Here is a 17,834-nt window from a genome sequence, read left to right as displayed (position 1 = left end):
CTCGAGGTTCGTTTGCCTGGTGATAACCGAGTCGACGTTCAGCAAAGAAGCTGTGACCCAGGTCGCTATTGGGTATCGAAATGGCAGGTGGCGCTTCCCGGACACACACGTTTCACACTCCCCGAGCGTGTTGCGGGGTTCGGCTCGTGAATCCGCCCGACTCGGCGCTGCGCGGGCGGCCTGGAACCGAGCTCACCTACGGGACATCGTTGCTGAATCGTGTCCTGGCCGGAGGGCCCGAAGGTGACCCTCGGCTGACGCACGTGGCCGAGTTGCCCGCGCGGGCAGCCCAGCACTCCGAGTGGCCCGCGTGGGCATCGCCGGACGTGGTCGCGGCATTGCGCGAGACGGGCGTCGCGGCTCCGTGGCGTCACCAGGTGGAGACCGCGGAGGAAGCGTTCCGAGGACGACACGTCGTCGTGAGCACCGGAACCGCCTCGGGCAAATCGCTCGGCTATCAGCTTCCGGTGCTCACGACGCTGCAGGCCGATCCGAAGGCCACCGCGTTGTATCTGTCGCCGACCAAGGCACTCGGCGCCGATCAGCTGCGCGCGCTCGGCGCGCTCACCCACGAAGGTCCGTTGCGCGACATCCATCCGGCCACTTACGACGGCGATACGCCCGCCGAGATCCGGCAGTGGGTACGCGCCAACGCGCGCTGGGTCTTCACCAATCCGGACATGCTTCACCTGGGCATTCTTCGATCACACCAGCGCTGGGCACGGGTACTGCGCAGGTTGCGTTACGTGGTGGTCGACGAGTGCCACGCCTATCGCGGTGTTTTCGGTTCGCACGTCGCGCTGGTGTTGCGCAGGCTGCGGCGGATCGCCGCACGATACGGCGCCGATCCCGTGTTCGTGCTCTGCTCGGCGACCTCCGCGGAGCCCGCGGCGGCCGCGGCACGCCTGATCGGTGCGCCCTGCACCGCGGTTACGCAGGACGGATCGCCGCATGGACCACGGACGATCGCCCTCTGGGAGCCGCCCTTGCTCACCGCCATGACCGGCGAGAACGGCGCGCCGGTGCGCAGGCCCGCCACCGCGGAGGCGGCGCGGATCATGGCGGATCTCGTCGCCGAAGGCGCGCGGACCTTGACCTTCGTGCGATCCCGCCGGGCCGCGGAGTTGACCGCGATGGACGCGAAAAGGCTCTTGGGCGAGGTCGATCCCGATCTTGCCGCGCGCGTGGCGTCCTACCGTGCCGGTTATCTCGCGGAGGATCGGCGTGACCTGGAAGCAGCCCTGTCGGATGGGTCGCTGCTGGGCGCCGCCACGACCAACGCACTGGAACTCGGCGTCGACATCGCGGGACTGGATGCCGTGGTCATCTCGGGTTTTCCCGGAACGGTTGCGTCGTTCTGGCAGCAGGCCGGGCGGGCGGGACGACGCACGCAGGGATCGCTGGCGCTGCTCGTGGCGCGGGACGATCCGTTGGACACCTACCTGGTCCATCACCCGGAGGCGCTGCTCGGCAAGCCCGTCGAGGCCACCATCACCGATCCGCGCAATCCCTACGTGCTCGGCCCGCAGCTGTTGTGCGCCGCGCTGGAGCTGCCGCTCACCGACGCGGAGGTGAACGAACTCGGCGCCCGCGAGGTGCTGGCGGAGCTGACGGCGAAAGGGCTGATCAGACGGCGTGGAACGGGAGATCGGGCGCGCTGGTACGTGACCGCGGAGACACAGCCGCACGACGCGGTGGACGTCCGGGGCGGGATCGGCACACCGGTGGCCATCGTGGACGGCGAGACCGGCAGGCTGCTCGGCACCGCCGATGCGGGGCGGGCAAGGGCGACGCTGCACCCGGGCGCCGTGCACCTGCACCAGGGCGAGACCTACGTGGTCGACGAGCTGGAGCTCGAGGACGGCGTGGCCTTCGTGCACGCCGCCGAGCCCGGCTGGACCACCAGCGCGCGCCAGGTGACCTCGATCGTCATCGACACGGTGACCGAGCACCGCGCCTACGGTCACGTGACGGCCGGACTGGCCCGGGTCCGGGTCACCAGCCAGGTGATCGGCTATCTGCGCACGCTGATCACCGGCGACGTGCTCGACTTGGTCGACCTCGACCTGCCGCCGCAGACCCTGCCGACCAAGGCGGTCATGTACACGGTGACGCCGGAATTGCTGGCACTGGCGGGGATCGAACCCCAGGATGTCCCCGGAGCGCTGCACGCGGCCGAGCACGCGGCGATCGGCCTGCTGCCCCTGGTGGCGACCTGCGACCGGTGGGATATCGGCGGTGTATCCACCGCCGAGCATCCGGACACCGGACTGCCCACCGTCTTCGTCTACGACGGCCAGGCCGGCGGGGCGGGATTCGCCGAGCGCGGGTTCGCCCAACTGCGGCAGTGGCTCACCGCGACCCTGTCGGCGATCGAGTCGTGCGGCTGCACCGCGGGCTGCCCGTCCTGCGTCCAGTCGCCCAAATGCGGCAACGGGAACCACCCCCTGGACAAGGCGGCAGCGGCACGCCTGCTCACCGCCGTGCTCGCCGAACTGTCCACTGGCGCGGAGGCCTCACTCGATTCGTGACGGCGCAGAGTCGGACATGTGACCAATTGTCGACCTTGCCAGCGCACATGCCGAGAAGGCTGGGAGACCTCCCAGTGGAATGGCTCTGCTTCAGCCCTGGCGAATAAAAAGGAATAGATTCATGTTAACTAGACTATTGCCACTTCATCGATTGCGGGTACCCGCATTCCTTCGTTTTCGATATCCGGGTCCGCGCGGGTAATTCCCCGAGGCTGCTTTTAAACCGGCCAGTAGAATTTCCGATTTCCGCTACTGGAAGCGACGCGGGGCCGACCGTGTATCGAACTCCGTCACTCTTCAACCGGCCCGGCCCGCGCACTCGCCCGAACGATGCGATCACCGTACAGACCTATTGGTACATTCCTTTCCACCACCACCGTGGCGTCCCACTCCGCGGCCTCGCAAAGACGGATTCGCGTACCCATCCGCCGTGCCACCTGGTCCGCCTCGCCGCATGCGGCGTCGACGCCATCGACCAAAGCGCCCGCCGCGGTCAATGCCGCCGAATCGGCGGCCGCCTGCGCCCGATGCCGCGCCACCACCACGGCTCCTACCTGCGCGATCAGGAGCGTCACACCGATCAGGGCCACGAGCGCCGTGCATGCGAACACGGTGGCCAGACCCTGCTCATCGCGCACCCGTAGCGCCGAAGAGGCCCTCATTCGGCGGCTCCGGGCTCGAGGGTCGCGACCGCCTCCGCGCGAAGGGTGAGCAGCGGCAGAAGCGGGGTTCGCGCGGACACCACGGCTATCGCACGGGTGCCCTCGGTGCGGACCGCGATGTCTGCCGACGGCGGGGCGATGCGCTCGGCCGCTGGGCGGGCGTTGGCGTGATCGCCCCGCGCGGTCAGGCGGGCGGCCTCGCGGGCGGCGTCGACACAGCGCACCTGTGTCGACGCCGCCAGCAGCGCCCCGAGACAGAGCACGACAGTGGCGACGACCGAGGTCAACGCGAGCGCCGCCTCGATCGTCACCCCTCCCCGATCGTCGCCGAACGCCGGCGCGGCGACGGCTACACCGATGTGTTGAGCGCCCGGTCGATGATCTTCGTCAACGCGTTCACGATGCTGTCGCCCGTCACCACCCCGTACAGCACGGCGCCGAAAGCCGCCGCCGCGATCGTGCCGATCGCGTACTCCGCCGTGCTCATACCGTCCTCCGCGACCATCGCCCGTAGCGCTCGCGCACGCAGGCCCATATATACAGCCCTCATCCTGCGGCCCACGGACCTCGCGACCCCCTGGATACGCACCCGATTCCTCCTTTCCGGCCCGTGCGGCCGGTCCGCACGAGCACGCTTTCTCCGATCCGGCACGCGCCGCCGCCCGAGCACGGTCACCTACGCTTCGGTCCGCAACGGACCGCGAGCGCTTGCCGACCAGCAGTGCCCGGTTCCAGGAACCACCGACCGCCGGACCCGACGCAGCCACCGAACCGCCGAATCCCCGGCTCGCCGCCGAGCCGCCGAGCCGTAGGCAGATCGACCGGCGACGCGTCAGCCTCCCCGGCCGATGTCGGTAGCGGCGATGCACGAACGCACGACCGCGCACCTGATCCGTCCCTGTGATCAGTGGGATCCCGCCCGGCGGCGTATCTCCCGCTGCGGTTCGAGGTGGAGCGATGAGCGCGGGACGCCCGGCCCGCCGCACCTGCGCGATGAGCCAGCCCTGCCCTGCCGACACGATGGGCAGCGCGGTCGCGGCTCGGTGCGGAGCTACAGCAGCCCGCCGTCGAGCACTCGGCCCGCCAAGCCGATCACCACGGGCACTATGCCGAGGCACACGAAGGCCGGGAGGAAGCACAGCCCCAAAGGGCCGCCGATCAGGACACCCGCGCGCTCCGCCTTCGCGGCCGCGATGTCTTCGACCGCGGCTCTGCGCTGCTCGGCCAGCTCCGTGACCGCTGCCGCCATGGACGACCCGGACCGCGCCGAACGGCGCGCCATCCGGGCCAGCGACTCGATTTCCTCGGCCCCGGGACGCCCCCTCGTATCCCGTGCCACCTGCTGCCAGGCCGTGGCGGCGTCGGCACCGAGGGCCAGCAGGTCCGCTGCCCGTCGCAGTGCTTCGCCGAGCGGTTCCGGCGCCTCCGGCGCCACCGCGCGCGCCGCCCCTGCCATGGGAAGCCCGGCGCGCAGACAAGCGGCCAGCAGATCGAGAACCGAGGCGACAGCCAGCGGATCGGTCTCCTGGTTCGCTCGGCGCGACGCCTCGACCGGTGCGTCGAGCGTCCGGTCGAAAGCGCGCAATCTTCTGCTCACGGCCACTCGACTCGGCAGAAGTACCAGTGCGGTCGCCATCATCAGCAACGGCAGCGCCGTCCCCGGAGTGAACGCCATCAGCAGCCTTCCTGGTTGTGTGACACCTTCCCGTGCGGCCCACCGTCAGGCCACGCGGCGGGGTACCGCGCATCACCGCCGCGGCAACGCCGACACGCGTAACGATGAGGCCGACCAGCAGTCGCCGGAGCCGGAGGAAACTGCCGACCGGGCCGCGGCTTCGACGAGCCGTACCACCTGCGGCGACCACACTCACAACGCTTGTCACTGGCGTGCCGGCGAACCGGCCTTCCACGCCGACCGAAACCGGCCGTGAACGCGGCGACGGCTCTGGCCGACCGCGACTCGTCGTCGAGAACGCCTTCATCTCAGTACCTTTCGAGTGATGGCATCGGTCCACAGCAGGCCCGCGCAGGCCAGGCCCGCGCCGAGCGGCAACAGCACCGTCCCCGCGGGCGAGGCGAACAGGACGCGCAGCGGTGCGGCGCCCATCATTTGGCCGAGGGCGATGCCGAGGAACGGTAGGCACGCAAGGACCGCGGCGGTGGCCCGTGCGCCGGCCAGCGCAGCGGTGGTGCGGCCGTGGAATCTGATGCGGCCCGCGAGATCCGATCGGGCCGCCGACAGGAGCTCGGCCAGCGCCAAGCCGTGCTGTTCGGCCACCTGCCAGGCCCCGGCGACCCGGGAGAGTTCCGCGGCGATCGGAGAATCCGGTCGGCGCAGACCCTCCGCCGCCGAGCCGCCGAGCCGACTACGGGCGGCGCCAACGGTGAGGGCGCGCACCGGATCGCCCCGCACCTCGCGCGCGGCGGCTTCGGCGGCGGCGCTCGGGTGCGCCCCCACCCGCAGTTCCGCGATCACGGCCTCCAAGGCGGCGAGCAGGTGCCCTTGCTCGACATTCCGGCGCCGGTCCCGCACCCCTCGGCGGGTCCGCAGCCCGACCGTGCCGGCGACCAGACCGGAGGCGACGAAAGAACCGGGTCCGAAGACGGCGAGCACGATCACCGCGACAGCACCCACACAGAACCGAGACAACAAGCGCCAGGGAAGCATTCGGTACTCGATGCGCGCGGTGAACAACTGCCCGAACCGACGGCGCGACCGGGGCGCCGGGACCAGGATCAGCGCCAGCGCAAGACACAACGCCGCGCCGCTCATCGGTCGAGCCGTTCAGCGAGCAGGGCGGCCAGGTCCGCGGCGGCGGGGGCCGCACCGGTGCTGTGCCAGGCCGGTGTGATCCGCACGCGCCCGTCGCCGGTGCGGTGTACGAGGCCGATCTCGCGCAGCCCGCGCGAGCCGTCGGATCGGCGGTGCACATGCAGGACGACCTGCACCGCGGCAGCGAGTTGGCTGTGCAGCGCCGCTCGATCCATACCGCCCAGTGCGGCGAGGGCTTCCAGCCGGGCGGGGACTTCTTGCGGCGAGTTGGCGTGCACGGTGCCCGCGCCGCCGTCGTGTCCGGTGTTCAACGCGGTCAGCAGGTCGACCACCTCGGCGCCCCTGACCTCGCCGACCACGATCCGGTCCGGCCGCATGCGCAGCGCTTGACGAACCAGGTCTCGCACGGTGACCTCACCCACGCCTTCCACGTTCGCGGTCCTGGCCACCAGCCGGACCACGTGTGGATGCGGGGGCGCGAGCTCCGCCGCGTCCTCGACGCAGACGATCCGCTCGGCGGGGTCCACCGTGGCGAGCAGGCCGGACAGAAGCGTCGTCTTCCCGGCCCCGGTACCGCCGACGACGAGGAACGCCAGTCTCGCCAGGACGATTCGTTCCAGCAGGAGCTTCGCGGCGGCGGGCACCGAGCCCGCCGCGGCGAGTGCGGCGAGCCCCTGGGTGGCCGGACGCAGTACGCGCAGCGACAGACATGTGCCGCCGTGCGCGACCGGCGCGAGGACCGCGTGCAAGCGGACCCCGAACGAATCTCCCGATGCCGCACCGGTTCCGGACAGTCGGCCGTCCACCCATGGTTGCGCGTCGTCGAGTCGTCGCCCCGCCGACAGTGCCAGGCGCTGCGCCAGCCGCCGGATCGCGGCCTCGTCGGGAAAGGTGATCGAGGTCTTCTCCAGACCGTGCCCGCGATCGATCCACACCGCTTCCGGACCTGTCACCAGGACGTCGGCCACCTGGGGATCGTGCAGCAGCGGTTCGAGTACGCCCGCGCCGGTGAGTTCGGTTTGCAGCAGCCGCAGCGCCCGCAGCAGGTCGGTGTCGCCGAGCACCCCGCCCGCCTCGGCGCGGATCGCGGCGGCGACCTGCGCCGGATCCGGGTCGCCGGTCTCGCCCGCCAAGCGCTCTCGTACCCGGTCCAACAGCTCGCTGGTCAGTATCGCGCTCATCGCCCTTTCCTCACCGCCGTTGTCCCGGCGGCGCGCTCAGTACGCCGAGCACGGCGTCGGCGGCATCGCGCAGCGGGCCGCGGCGGCCTACCGACATCCCGCCGCGCTCCAGCCGATGCGCGAGACCGGACTGTGCGCGAACGGCGGCGAGCAGCGGGAGATCGAGCACTTCGGCGACCTCGGCTGCGCGCAGGCCGCCGGGCGCCGGGCCGCGAACGATCAACCCCTGGTTCGGGTTTCGCCGCGCGATATGGGCCGACACCGCTTCGGCGGCGGCGACCGCACGCAGCCGAGCCGGAACGACCAGCACCACGAGGTCCGCCGAGTCGAGCATCTGGTCGGCATGCGGCCCGCGCTCACCGGAAATATCGCAAACTATGAAATCGCCTGCGGTACGGCCTGCTTCGATGACAGCGCGAACCGCGGGCGCACCGAGCGCACGTGGCAATCGTCCCGCACCGCAGCGCCCACACGACAGCACCGCGAGTCCTGGCGCCGCGACGGGCAGGGCGCCGTGCAGCGCGGTCGCGGAGACCCGACCGTCCTCCACCACCAGGTCGGGCCAGCGCAACCCCGCCGCGTTCTCGATACCGAGCAGCAGGTCGAGACCACCCGCGAAGGGTGCGCCATCGACCAGCAAGGTCTCGCGCCGGAACCCCTCCGCTGCGGCGCGCAGCGCGATCGCGACGGCGAGGGTGGACGCACCGGCTCCTCCGCCCGCGCCGACGACGGCGACGACCACGCCGTCGCCCGCGCGCTGCTCGCCGTACTCAGCAAACATCTCGATAAGCCCCACCGCCGCGCCGGGCAGGGCGATAGCCCGCTCCGCGCCGACCGCGGCGGCGGCCTGCCAGTCGAGCAAACCTGGCTCACCATCGGTTACCACCACCACGCCGGCTCGGCGCAGGTACCCCGCGTCTGCCGCCGCACGCGCCGCGTCGGTGTCCAGGATCACGAGCGGAGCGCTCGTCCAGGAATGCCGGCCGACAAGTTGGGCCCGCTCGTCGAGTGGCCGTTCGGCGGCCGCCGCGATACGCCGGACTTCGTCGCGCAGGCGGTCGTCACCGATCAGCACGAGGGCGGGCGCAGGCCCGCTCGGCTCCGATGTATCGAGGTTCATGCAGGTCAGCGTGGCCGAACGCGAACAGCGATAGAAGAGGCGATCTGCCGAATGTGGACAACTCCGGGGCTGTGGACAACCATCCGAGCCGGTGAGGTACCGCACTGTCCTGGAAATAGAGGACGGCCCCAGCCGGGGGGGGAGGAGGCTGGGGCCGTCGGGGTTCAGCCCCGGGGGGTCGGGCTGAACGCGCCTGGACCATGTCCAGGTGCCAGCAATACTACACCCAAGCCCCGGCCACAACGCAAGTCTGCCGACGGACATCTTTGTGGCCGTCGCGGCCTCGGCGTCTGCGGGGCAAACTCCATCGCCGCGCTGCCCGCGGCCGCGCCGCCATGCGGTCCACCCGTGCCGAACGGCGGTAACCGCGGCCCAGCCGCCGCCCACTCGAGGCCGATCGAGGCAGGGCGGCCACACAACAGGCGCGGCGGGTCCGATCCGCCCGCCTGGCCGAGCGGACGCCATACCGCCGCCTATCCTGGTCGGGTGGACCACTCAGCCACTACAGGTCATCGCGTCGCGGCCTTCTTCGATCTGGACAAGACCGTGATCGCGAAGTCGAGCACGTACGTATTCAGCAAGCCCTTCTACGCGCAGGGCCTCTTGAACCGCCGCGCCGTCCTCGAGAGCAGTTACGCCCACTTCCTGTTCCTGCTGTCGGGCGCCGACCACGACCAGATGGAACGGATGCGCGCCCACCTGACCAGCATGTGCGCGGGCTGGGACGTCGAACAGGTGAAATCCATTGTGGCCGAGACGTTGCACGAGCTGGTCGATCCGCTGATCTACGCGGAGGCGGCCGACTTGATCGCCGACCACAAGATCCGGGGGCACGACGTGGTGATCGTCTCCGCCTCCGGCGAGGAGATCGTGGGCCCGATCGCCGAAGCGCTCGGCGCCTCGCATACCGCCGCCACCCGCATGGTCGTCGCGGACGGAAAGTACACCGGCGAGGTCGAGTTCTACTGCTACGGGGAGGGCAAGGTCACCGCGATCGAGAAACTCGCCGCAGGCGAGGGGTACGACCTGTCCCGCTGCTACGCCTACTCCGACTCGATCACCGACCTACCACTACTCGCCGCGGTGGGGCACCCCACCGCGGTCAACCCGGATCGCAATCTGCGCCGCGAGGCCACCGCGCGGGGTTGGCCGATCCTGACCTTCTCCAACCCGGTGTCGCTGTGGGCGCGCTTCCAAGCTCCGTCCTCGACGACGCTCGCGGCCACCGCGGCGGTCGGCTTGAGCGCGGTGGTGGCCGGCGCGATCAGCTATCGAATGCTGCGCCGCCGACGCTGAGAACGGACGCTCGGGCAGCCCGCCACAACTGGTCGCCAGATGCTTGCCGGCACCTCAGTCGACTCGGCAGACGAGGCCGCGGACCAGGCATTTAACCACGAAACGCCGAGAAAAACGCCGATTATTCAATGTTCTCGGATCTCTTGATGTGAGTGCAGTCACAGTGTAGAAAGGTAACTACGGAAGGACGGAAGGCCAAGGCAGCACCGGAAGAGAAGGCACTGTCTCCCGACCCTCCTTCCCAGCACGGACACCAGGCACCCACGCGGAGCGCGCCGCGACAAGGGCAGAAGCGTTGTGGGCCTGCGAAATTCGGATAGTCGACGGCGAAGGCCTCGCACAGGTTGCGGGGATGAACCGCTCGGTGCCCGAATTGTCGCCGAGGCCGCAGAACACAACCCACCTAGCACGCTTGGTAACCGGGTAGTCCGTGCTAGCGGGCGGTGAGGTCGACAGACAACGCCGCCCGCTTTGAACGTGTACGGGGGTTATCCCGCCGCCGAGTCGGCGATCGATGTGGCCTCGCGCGCACCGTCCTCGAACGCCCCGCAGCAGAAGATCACCCAGCCGCCGACGGCCTCGGCATCCCCGGTTCCGAATCCCGCGGCCGCGTCCAGGTACGCCTGGCGCCTGCGCAACCAGAACACCTCCGGTACACCGAGGCTGTGCGGGTCCAGCCCACTCGACACCGCGACCAGCCGGGAGGCCGCTCGCGCGACTACGCCGTCGGCCGATCCGAACGGCCGCAGCGCCAGTAGCTCACCGTGCACTACGGCGGCGAGCACCGGCGCGGGCGCTCGCGAGCCGAGCACCGTCTGCGCCAGCAGATCCAGCCGCTGCGCGACGCCCGAGTCGCCGCGTGGCCTGCCGAGCGACTCTTCGTGGGGGATCAGATCGGCCGCGGCGAGCAGATGCAGCCGCGCCAGCGCCTGCAGCGGAGCGCGCTGCCAGGTGCCGACCAGATTCCGCAGCGCGTCCCCGTCCAACGCTTGGCCGACGCGCAGCGAACCGGCCAGAATCGGGTCCGCGACGCGGCCGTCGGCGGGAATGTCCGTGCTGCCGCCATCGATGGCCGCCGAGGATCTGGCCGCGCGCACCGCGGCCTCGGCCGCCGTGGTCGGCCACCCACGCCGGTTCGCCTTGTGCCGGTGCACCTCGGCGAGCGCGTCGCGGGCACGGTCGGCCGCGTCCCGGACACCGGGGAGATCGACGAGGGGCTGTAGCGGATCGGTCACGGCATACGAGGCTACTTGCGCCCGCCAGGGCCGATCCGCGCTACCCGGCCAGCAGATCGCGTCCCGGGATCGCGTCGAGCAGCTTGCGCGTGTACTCCTGCCGTGGATCGTCGAACACCTCGTCGGTCGTCGCCGCTTCGACCACCTTGCCGCGCTGCATGACGAGCACGTCGTCGGCGATCTGCCGCACCACGGCCAGATCGTGGGTGATGAACAGATACGCCAGTCCCAGTTCGGCCTGCAGCTCGTTGAGCAGACGGAGGATCTGGGCCTGCACCAGCACGTCGAGCGCGGACACCGCCTCGTCGCACACCACCACCTCGGGCCGCAGGGCTAGCGCCCGCGCGATCGCCACCCGCTGACGCTGCCCTCCGGACAACTCGTTGGGGTAGCGCCGCAGCACGCCCGTCGGCAGTGCGACCTTGTCGAGCAGTTCCCGCACGGTCGCCTCCCGTTCCTCGGCGGTGCCGATCCGGTGGGTGCGCAACGGCTCCTCGATGGTTCGGTAGATCGTGTACATCGGGTCGAGCGAGCCGTACGGGTCCTGGAAGATCGGTTGCACCCGGCGCCGGAATGCGAAGGCGGCCTTGCGGTCCAAGGTGGTCACGTCCTTGCCGTCGAACGTGACCGTGCCCGAAGTCGGTGCGAGCAGTCCGAGCACCATCTGCGCCACCGTGGTCTTGCCCGAGCCGGATTCACCGACGATCGCCGTGGTGGACCCGCGCCGCAGCCGGAACGACACATCGTCCACCGCGACGAACTCGGTCGACTTCCACGGCGTGCGATCGCGAATACCGAACGTTTTCGTCAGGTGCTCGGCTACCAGCACGTCGTCCGGCGCCACCGCGAGTGCCGTATCGGCCGCTGCCACCTGCACGGCCCGCGCGTGGACCTCGGCTCGCTGCCGCACCGCGGACCGCCGCTGCGCGGCCAGCGACGGCGCCGAACTCACCAGCCGCTTGGTGTACAGGTGCTGGGGATCGCGCAGGATCCGCAGCGCGGGCCCGGACTCCACGACCCGCCCGCGATACATCACCACCAAGTGTTCGGCCCGCTCCGCCGCCAAGCCCAGATCGTGGGTGATGAGCAATACCGCGGTGCCGAGTTCGGCGGTGAGCCGTTCGAGATGGTCGAGGATCTGCCGCTGCACGGTCACGTCCAGCGCGGAGGTCGGCTCGTCGGCGATGAGCAGTTTGGGCCGGCAGGACAGACCGATGGCGATCAGCGCGCGCTGGCGCATCCCGCCGGAGAACTCGTGCGGATACTGGTTCACCCGGCGTTCTGCGTCGGGCATGCCCGCTTCCTCGAGCAGCTCCACCGCTCGCCGCGCGGCGGCCTTGCCCTTCGCGATGCCGTTGGCCTCCAGCGTCTCCCGGATCTGGAACCCGATTTTCCACACCGGGTTCAGATTCGACATCGGATCCTGCGGGACCAGGCCGATGCCGCTGCCGCGGACCGCGAGGATCTCGCGTTTCGAGGCCGCCGTGAGTTCCTTGCCGTCGAACCGGATCGAGCCGGAGGTGACCCGGCCCGTGCCGGGCAGCAAGTCGATGATGGCGTGCGCGGTGGTCGACTTTCCCGAGCCCGATTCCCCGACGATGGCCACGGTCTGGCCCGGATAGACCGAAAGGCTCACATCACGGACCGCGGGCACCGGCTTGCCGTCGGCGGTGAAACCGACGTTCAGACCGGTGATCTCCAGCAGCGGCCGGTCGGCCTCGCTCATCGCTTCCTCGCCTTCGGATCGAGGGCGTCGCGCACGGCGTCGCCCAGCATGATGAAGCTCAGCACCGTCAGCGCCAGCGCCGCCGCCGGATAGAACAGGATGGCCGAGGTGCGGATCTCCTTCTGACCGGTGGCGATGTCCGCGCCCCATGACACCACGGTGCGCGGCAGACCGACGCCGAGATAGGACAGCGTCGCCTCGGTGACGATGAAGACGCCCAGCCACAACGTGGTCACCACGATCAGCGGTCCCGCCGCGTTGGGCAGCACGTGGCGCACGAGGGTCTGCATCCGGGAGACGCCCAATGCTTTCGCCGCGGTGACGTAGTCGCTGTTCTTCGCTTGGATCACCGCGCTGCGGGCGATCCGCGCCGCCTGCGGCCAGGTGAACGAGGCGAGGATGACGATCACGGTCCAGATCGTGCGGGCGTCCAGCAGTTGCATGATCACGATCGCGGCCAGCATCAACGGAATCGCGTAGAAGATCTCCGCGATCCGGGAGACGATCGAGTCCAGCGGGCCGCCGTAGAAGCCCGCCAACGCGCCCAGCGTTCCCCCGATCAGCACGAACAGCAGCGTCGCGCCGACACCGGCGAGCACGGACGCCCGCGCTCCGTAGACGGTGCGGGCGTAGATGTCGCACCCTTGCTTGTCGAAACCGAACGGGTGGCCCGCGCCGCGCGGGTCCATGCTGAAGTCGCCGTTGCAGTACCGGGGGTCCTGATCGGTGAACAGCCCCGGCCAGATCACCACGATCAGCACGAACACGATCAGCACCGCCGCGACGACGAAGATCGGGTTGCGCCGCAGCTGCCGCCACGCGTCGCGCCAGATGCTGGTCGGCGCGCCCGCGTCCAACACGGCGTCGGTGGCGAGCACCTCGACCTCGTCGGGCGGCGCGACGAAGTGCTCCTGGCCGCGGCGCGGACCTGCGGTCGGGTCAGGCATAGCGGATCCTCGGGTCGAGTGCGGCGTAGAGCAGGTCGACGATCAGGTTGGTGAGCAGGAAGATGACGATCAACACCGTGACGAAGGAGACGACCGTCGGCGGCTCGCCCCTGGTGATGGCCTGGTAGAGCGTGCCGCCGACACCGGGAATGTTGAAAATGCCCTCGGTGACGATCGCGCCGCCCATCAGCGCGCCCAGGTCGGCCCCGATGAAGGTGACCACCGGGATCATCGAGTTGCGCAGGATGTGCACGGTCACCACACGTGGCCTGCCGAGGCCTTTGGCGGTCGCGGTGCGCACGTAGTCGGCGGACATGTTCTCCGCCACCGAGTTCCGGGTCAAACGCAGGACATAGGCGAACGACAGCGAGCCGAGCACGATCGCGGGCACCAGCAGTTCGCCGACCGTGGCCTTACCCGAGACGGTCACGGGCGCGATCCCCCATTTCACGCCGAGCAGGAACTGTGCGAGGAAGCCGACCACGAAGACCGGTACCGCGATCACGACCAGGCTGATCACGAGCATCGCCGAGTCGAACAGCTTGCCCTTGCGCAGCCCGGCGATCAGCCCGAACAGCACGCCGAAGACCGACTCGATCAGCACCGCCATGAACGCCAGCTTCAGCGTGATCGGGAACGCGCGCGCGAGTTCGTCGCGCACCGGTCTGCCGGAGAAGGCCGTGCCGAAATCCAGCGTGACGATGCCCTTCAGGTACAGCAGATACTGCACGAGGAACGGCTCGTCGAGGTGGTAGCGCGCCCGCAGTTGCGCCTCCACGGCCGGTGTCATCGGCTTGTCACCGGCCAGCGCGTGGATCGGGTCGCCCGGGACGAGGAACACCAGGGCGTAGACGAGCAGGGTCGCACCGAGGAACACGGGGATCATCTGAAGCAGACGCCGCCCGACATACCAGGCCATTTCGCCTCCTGAACAGGACCGCGGAGCGTCCCGCGGACGCCCTGCGGCCAGCGGGCTACTTCTCGATGTTCTCGAAGTCGAACAGACCGTTCCAGGCGAGTTCGGCCTTGCGCACCCGGTCGGAGCGGCCCGCGGCGGCCACGTAGTCGAACACCGGGACGTCGGCCAGGTCCTTGATCAGCAGGGCCTGCGCCTGCGCGACGATCTTGTAGGACTCGTCCTGGGTCGGCGCGGCCAAGGCGGCATCGAGGAGGCGGTCGAATTCCGGGTTCTTGTAGTCGACGTTGTTGGTGTCGGAGTAGCTGTAGTACTGCGAGGTGAGGAACTGCAGCATGGTCGGGTAGTCACCCTGCCAGCCGTAGCGGAAGGCCTTGTTGATGGTGTGTGCGTTCACCTCGTCGCGGATGTTCTTGAACGTCGGGTACGGCACGCCGATGGCGTCGATGCCGAGGGTGTTCTTGACGCTGTTGGCCACCGCCTCCACCCAGGCCTGGTGGCCGCCGTCGGAGTTGTAGGCGATCTCGTAGCGGCCCGACCACGGCGAGATGGCGTCGGCCTGCGCCCAGACCTTCTTGGCCTCGTCGGGGTTGTACTTCAGCACTTCCGCGCCGGGCAGGTTCGGGTCGAAGCCGGGCAGTGTGCTCGCGGTGAAGTCGCGCGCCGGGATCCGGGTGCCGTGGAAGATGTTCTGCGCGATCTGTTCCCGGTTGATCGCCATCGAGATCGCCCGGCGCCGCAGCAGTCCTTCCTGGCCGGAGAAGTGCGCGACGTTGGTCTGGATGCCGATGTGCTGGTTCTGAGCGGTCGGCTTGGTGATCGCGCGGTCGCCGAGATCCTGTTCGTAGGAGGTGAGCGCGCTGTCGGGCACCGTGTCGAGTGCGTCGAGGTTGCCCGCCTGCAGGTCCGCGTAGGCGGTGTCGAAGGACTGGTACATCACGAACCGCAGCCCTTTGTTCTTCGCCGGGCGACCGCCGGGATAGTCCGGGTTGGGCACCAGATCGATCTTGACGTTGTGCTCCCACGCACCGGCGCGGGCGAACTTGTAGGGGCCGTTGCCGATCGGGTTCTCCCCGAACGCTTTCATGTCCTTGAACGCCGCCTCGGGCAACGGATAGAACGGCGCGTACCCGAGTTCGGTCTCGAAATCGATCGAAGGCGCCTTCAGTTCGATGGTGAAGGTGCGGTCGTCGAGCACCTTCAGGCCCGACATCGTCTGCGCCGTCGGCTTTTCCGCGGACACCTCGTCGAAACCGACGATGGGACCGAACACATAGCTCTGCAACTGCGCGTTGGTGCCGAGCGCGCCGTAGTTCCAAGCGTCGACGAACGACTTCGCCGTCACCGGAGTGCCGTCGCTGAATTTCCAGCCGGGTTTGATGGTGACCCGATAGTTCTTCCGATCCGCGGTCTGGATCGACTCCGCCATCTCGTCGTGCGCCTTACCGTCGGCGTCGTAGTACTTCAGGCCCGCGAACAGCCGGTCGACCACGCGCCCGCCCATGTTCTCGTTGGTGTTGGTCGGCACCAACGGATTCTGCGGCTCGCCACCGTTGACGGTGACGAGGTCGGCATCGGCGCCGTCGCCCGAGGAACATGCGGACAACCCGAGGCTCGTGGCCAGTACGACCGCCGCGGTCAGCGCCATCGCTCTGTGGAATTTCAACGCGTCCTCCCGGTGCGAGAAGGTGGGAGCCGATCGGCACCCGCGGGAGGCCCGTCAGCGCATGCCGACGCGATCCCCCTGTGTGGTTGGCAGAGTAACCACCGGCACGGGCACTGTCACCTGATTGATCCGAGTTCGTTGTACTTGTTACCGATCCGGCAACTTTGCCGAAACACCCGGAGTTTCCTGCGGAAATGCCCACACGGCCGGAGCATTGCCTTCGTCGAGGCGGCCCCCCGGGAGCGGGCACGGCGGCGTGACGCGGGCGAAACCCGGTCGACACACCGCACGCGGCGTGGGTCACAGTTGATTACTGTCGAACTCGGCTGCGTCGAATCGTGCGCTCAGGCTACGTGGAAAGAAGAGACGAGATGACTGAAACCAGCGCCGACCACAGGGACTCGTATCCGCCGAGCGCGGAGTTCGCCGCACAGGCGAACGCCGACGCGGGGCTCTACGAGCGGGCGGCAGCCGATCGCGACGCGTTCTGGGCCGAACAGGCTGGGCGGCTGCACTGGCACGAACCGTTCACCCAGGTGCTGGACTGGAGCGAGGCGCCGGTGGCGAAGTGGTTCGTCGGCGGCAAGCTCAACGTCGCCTACAACTGCGTGGACCGCCACGTCCTGGACGGACACGGCGACCAGGTCGCCATCCACTGGGAAGGCGAACCCGGCGACGCACGCGCCATCACCTACGAACAGTTGCGGGACGAGGTCTGCCGGGCCGCGAACGCGCTCACCGAACTGGGTCTGGTCCCGGGCGACCGGGTGGCGATCTACATGCCGATGGTGCCCGAAGCCATCGTGTCCATGCTCGCCTGCGCCCGCCTCGGCCTGACCCACTCCGTCGTCTTCGCCGGATTCTCCCCCACCGCGCTACGCCAACGCGTCGACGACGCCCGAGCCCGCCTGGTCATCACGACCGACGGCCAGTGGCGGCGCGGCAAAGCCGCACCCTTGAAGGAAGCCGTGGACGAGGCCCTCTACGCCCACGGCGACACCCCCTCCAGCGTCGAACATGTGCTGGTGGTGCGCCGCACCGGCATCGAAGTCCCCTGGACCGAAGGCCGCGACCTGTGGTGGCACGACACCGTCACCACCGCCGCACCCCACCACGACCCCCAACCCTTCGACGCCGAACACCCCCTGTTCATCCTCTACACCTCCGGCACCACCGGAAAACCCAAAGGCATCCTCCACACCACCGGCGGCTACCTCACCCAAACCGCCTACACCCACCACAACGTCTTCGACCACAAACCCGGACACGACATCTACTGGTGCACCGCCGACATCGGCTGGGTCACCGGACACAGCTACATCGTCTACGGCCCCCTCGCCAACCGCACCACCCAAGTCGTCTACGAAGGCACACCCAACTTCCCCGACGAACACCGCCACTGGCAGATCGTCGAGAAATACGGCGTCACCATCTACTACACCGCCCCCACCCTGGTGCGCACCTTCATGAAGTGGGGCAGGGAAATACCCGCCGCCCACGATCTGTCCAGCATCCGCGTGCTCGGCTCGGTCGGCGAGCCGATCAACCCAGAGGCGTGGCGCTGGTATCGCGAGGTCATCGGCGCGGGCCGCACGCCCATCGTCGACACCTGGTGGCAAACCGAGACCGGCGCCATCATGATCTCCCCGCTGCCCGGCGTCACCGCCGCCAAACCCGGCGCCGCCATGACCCCGCTGCCCGGCATCTCCGCCCAAGTCGTCGACGAAGAAGGCAAACCGGTCCAACGCGGGGAAACCGAAGCCAACGGCTACCTCGTGCTC

Annotated in this window: 15 protein-coding genes; 3 read left to right on the top strand and 12 right to left on the bottom strand. The window is 69.2% G+C overall.

Annotated features, from left to right (window positions below; translation table 11 throughout):
* Positions 1-146: 146 nt before the first annotated feature.
* Positions 147-2,531, top strand: coding sequence for a DEAD/DEAH box helicase (gene sftH, locus ON21_RS01650; RefSeq protein WP_373281093.1), 2,385 nt, complete (start codon positions 147-149; stop codon positions 2,529-2,531).
* Between the two features lie 290 nt (positions 2,532-2,821).
* Here sftH and ON21_RS01645 read toward each other — a convergent pair whose 3' ends face one another.
* The 7 genes from ON21_RS01645 to ssd form a co-directional block, all read right to left on the bottom strand.
* Positions 2,822-3,169: an Rv3654c family TadE-like protein gene (locus ON21_RS01645; RefSeq protein ID WP_245562416.1), complete on the bottom strand. Its 348-nt coding sequence runs from the start codon at positions 3,167-3,169 to the stop codon at positions 2,822-2,824.
* A gap of 20 nt (positions 3,170-3,189) precedes the next feature.
* Complete coding sequence (locus ON21_RS01640; RefSeq protein ID WP_039794588.1) at positions 3,190-3,504, bottom strand: TadE family type IV pilus minor pilin; 315 nt, start codon at positions 3,502-3,504, stop codon at positions 3,190-3,192.
* Between the two features lie 38 nt (positions 3,505-3,542).
* Complete coding sequence (locus ON21_RS01635) at positions 3,543-3,728, bottom strand: DUF4244 domain-containing protein (protein WP_039794587.1); 186 nt, start codon at positions 3,726-3,728, stop codon at positions 3,543-3,545.
* 516 nt (positions 3,729-4,244) lie between these two features.
* On the bottom strand, positions 4,245-4,868 hold the full coding sequence (locus tag ON21_RS01630; RefSeq protein WP_039794585.1) for a type II secretion system F family protein: 624 nt from the start codon (positions 4,866-4,868) through the stop codon (positions 4,245-4,247).
* 303 nt (positions 4,869-5,171) lie between these two features.
* Positions 5,172-5,966 carry a type II secretion system F family protein gene (locus ON21_RS01625; protein ID WP_039794584.1) on the bottom strand — a complete coding sequence of 265 codons (795 nt, stop codon included), beginning with the start codon at positions 5,964-5,966 and terminating at the stop codon, positions 5,172-5,174.
* Positions 5,963-7,147 (bottom strand): TadA family conjugal transfer-associated ATPase, encoded by a 1,185-nt coding sequence (locus ON21_RS01620; RefSeq protein WP_039794581.1) that lies wholly within the window; start codon positions 7,145-7,147, stop codon positions 5,963-5,965. Before ON21_RS01620 ends, ON21_RS01625 begins: the two co-directional genes overlap by 4 nt.
* A gap of 10 nt (positions 7,148-7,157) precedes the next feature.
* On the bottom strand, positions 7,158-8,267 hold the full coding sequence (gene ssd, locus ON21_RS01615) for a septum site-determining protein Ssd (RefSeq protein WP_051020168.1): 1,110 nt from the start codon (positions 8,265-8,267) through the stop codon (positions 7,158-7,160).
* A 486-nt stretch (positions 8,268-8,753) separates the two neighbouring features.
* Between ssd and ON21_RS01610 the strand changes: the two genes are divergently transcribed.
* Positions 8,754-9,563, top strand: a complete 810-nt coding sequence (locus ON21_RS01610; RefSeq protein ID WP_039794579.1) for an HAD family hydrolase — start codon at positions 8,754-8,756, stop codon at positions 9,561-9,563.
* A gap of 488 nt (positions 9,564-10,051) precedes the next feature.
* Here the strand turns inward: ON21_RS01610 and ON21_RS01605 are convergent, their stop codons facing one another.
* The 5 genes from ON21_RS01605 to ON21_RS01585 are packed head-to-tail and all read right to left on the bottom strand — an operon-like array spanning position 10,052 to position 16,035.
* Entirely contained in the window at positions 10,052-10,798 is a 747-nt protein-coding gene (locus tag ON21_RS01605) for a Fic family protein (RefSeq protein ID WP_039794578.1), read from the bottom strand.
* A gap of 40 nt (positions 10,799-10,838) precedes the next feature.
* Complete coding sequence (locus ON21_RS01600; RefSeq protein WP_039794577.1) at positions 10,839-12,524, bottom strand: dipeptide ABC transporter ATP-binding protein; 1,686 nt, start codon at positions 12,522-12,524, stop codon at positions 10,839-10,841.
* A complete protein-coding gene (locus tag ON21_RS01595; protein WP_039794576.1) occupies positions 12,521-13,471 on the bottom strand; it encodes an ABC transporter permease in 951 nt (316 codons plus the stop codon). The genes ON21_RS01600 and ON21_RS01595 overlap by 4 nt, the downstream gene beginning before the upstream one ends.
* Complete coding sequence (locus ON21_RS01590) at positions 13,464-14,390, bottom strand: ABC transporter permease (RefSeq protein WP_039794574.1); 927 nt, start codon at positions 14,388-14,390, stop codon at positions 13,464-13,466. Before ON21_RS01590 ends, ON21_RS01595 begins: the two co-directional genes overlap by 8 nt.
* A gap of 55 nt (positions 14,391-14,445) precedes the next feature.
* A complete protein-coding gene (locus ON21_RS01585) occupies positions 14,446-16,035 on the bottom strand; it encodes a peptide ABC transporter substrate-binding protein (RefSeq protein ID WP_039794572.1) in 1,590 nt (529 codons plus the stop codon).
* Positions 16,036-16,424: 389 nt separating this feature from the next.
* Here ON21_RS01585 and ON21_RS01580 point away from each other — a divergent pair.
* A partial coding sequence (locus ON21_RS01580) for an acetate--CoA ligase (protein ID WP_039794570.1) occupies positions 16,425-17,834 on the top strand: 1,410 nt, incomplete at its 3' end.

Source organism: Nocardia araoensis NBRC 100135 (assembly GCF_000308435.1).
Classification (GTDB): domain Bacteria; phylum Actinomycetota; class Actinomycetes; order Mycobacteriales; family Mycobacteriaceae; genus Nocardia; species Nocardia araoensis.
The sequence above is the reverse complement of the archived record's forward strand: the minus strand, read 5'-3'. Positions and strand labels throughout refer to the sequence as shown.

Excerpts from the sequence above, each read along its gene's own strand:
- ON21_RS01635 (WP_039794587.1), bottom strand. The coding sequence starts at position 3,728 with ATGGGCCTGCGTGCGCGAGCGCTACGGGCGATGGTCGCGGAGGACGGT.
- ON21_RS01630 (WP_039794585.1), bottom strand. The coding sequence starts at position 4,868 with ATGGCGTTCACTCCGGGGACGGCGCTGCCGTTGCTGATGATGGCGACC.
- ON21_RS01625 (WP_039794584.1), bottom strand. The coding sequence starts at position 5,966 with ATGAGCGGCGCGGCGTTGTGTCTTGCGCTGGCGCTGATCCTGGTCCCG.
- ON21_RS01620 (WP_039794581.1), bottom strand. The coding sequence starts at position 7,147 with ATGAGCGCGATACTGACCAGCGAGCTGTTGGACCGGGTACGAGAGCGC.
- ssd (WP_051020168.1), bottom strand. The coding sequence starts at position 8,267 with ATGAACCTCGATACATCGGAGCCGAGCGGGCCTGCGCCCGCCCTCGTG.
- ON21_RS01600 (WP_039794577.1), bottom strand. The coding sequence starts at position 12,524 with ATGAGCGAGGCCGACCGGCCGCTGCTGGAGATCACCGGTCTGAACGTC.
- ON21_RS01595 (WP_039794576.1), bottom strand. The coding sequence starts at position 13,471 with ATGCCTGACCCGACCGCAGGTCCGCGCCGCGGCCAGGAGCACTTCGTC.
- ON21_RS01590 (WP_039794574.1), bottom strand. The coding sequence starts at position 14,390 with ATGGCCTGGTATGTCGGGCGGCGTCTGCTTCAGATGATCCCCGTGTTC.
- ON21_RS01585 (WP_039794572.1), bottom strand. The coding sequence starts at position 16,035 with ATGGCGCTGACCGCGGCGGTCGTACTGGCCACGAGCCTCGGGTTGTCC.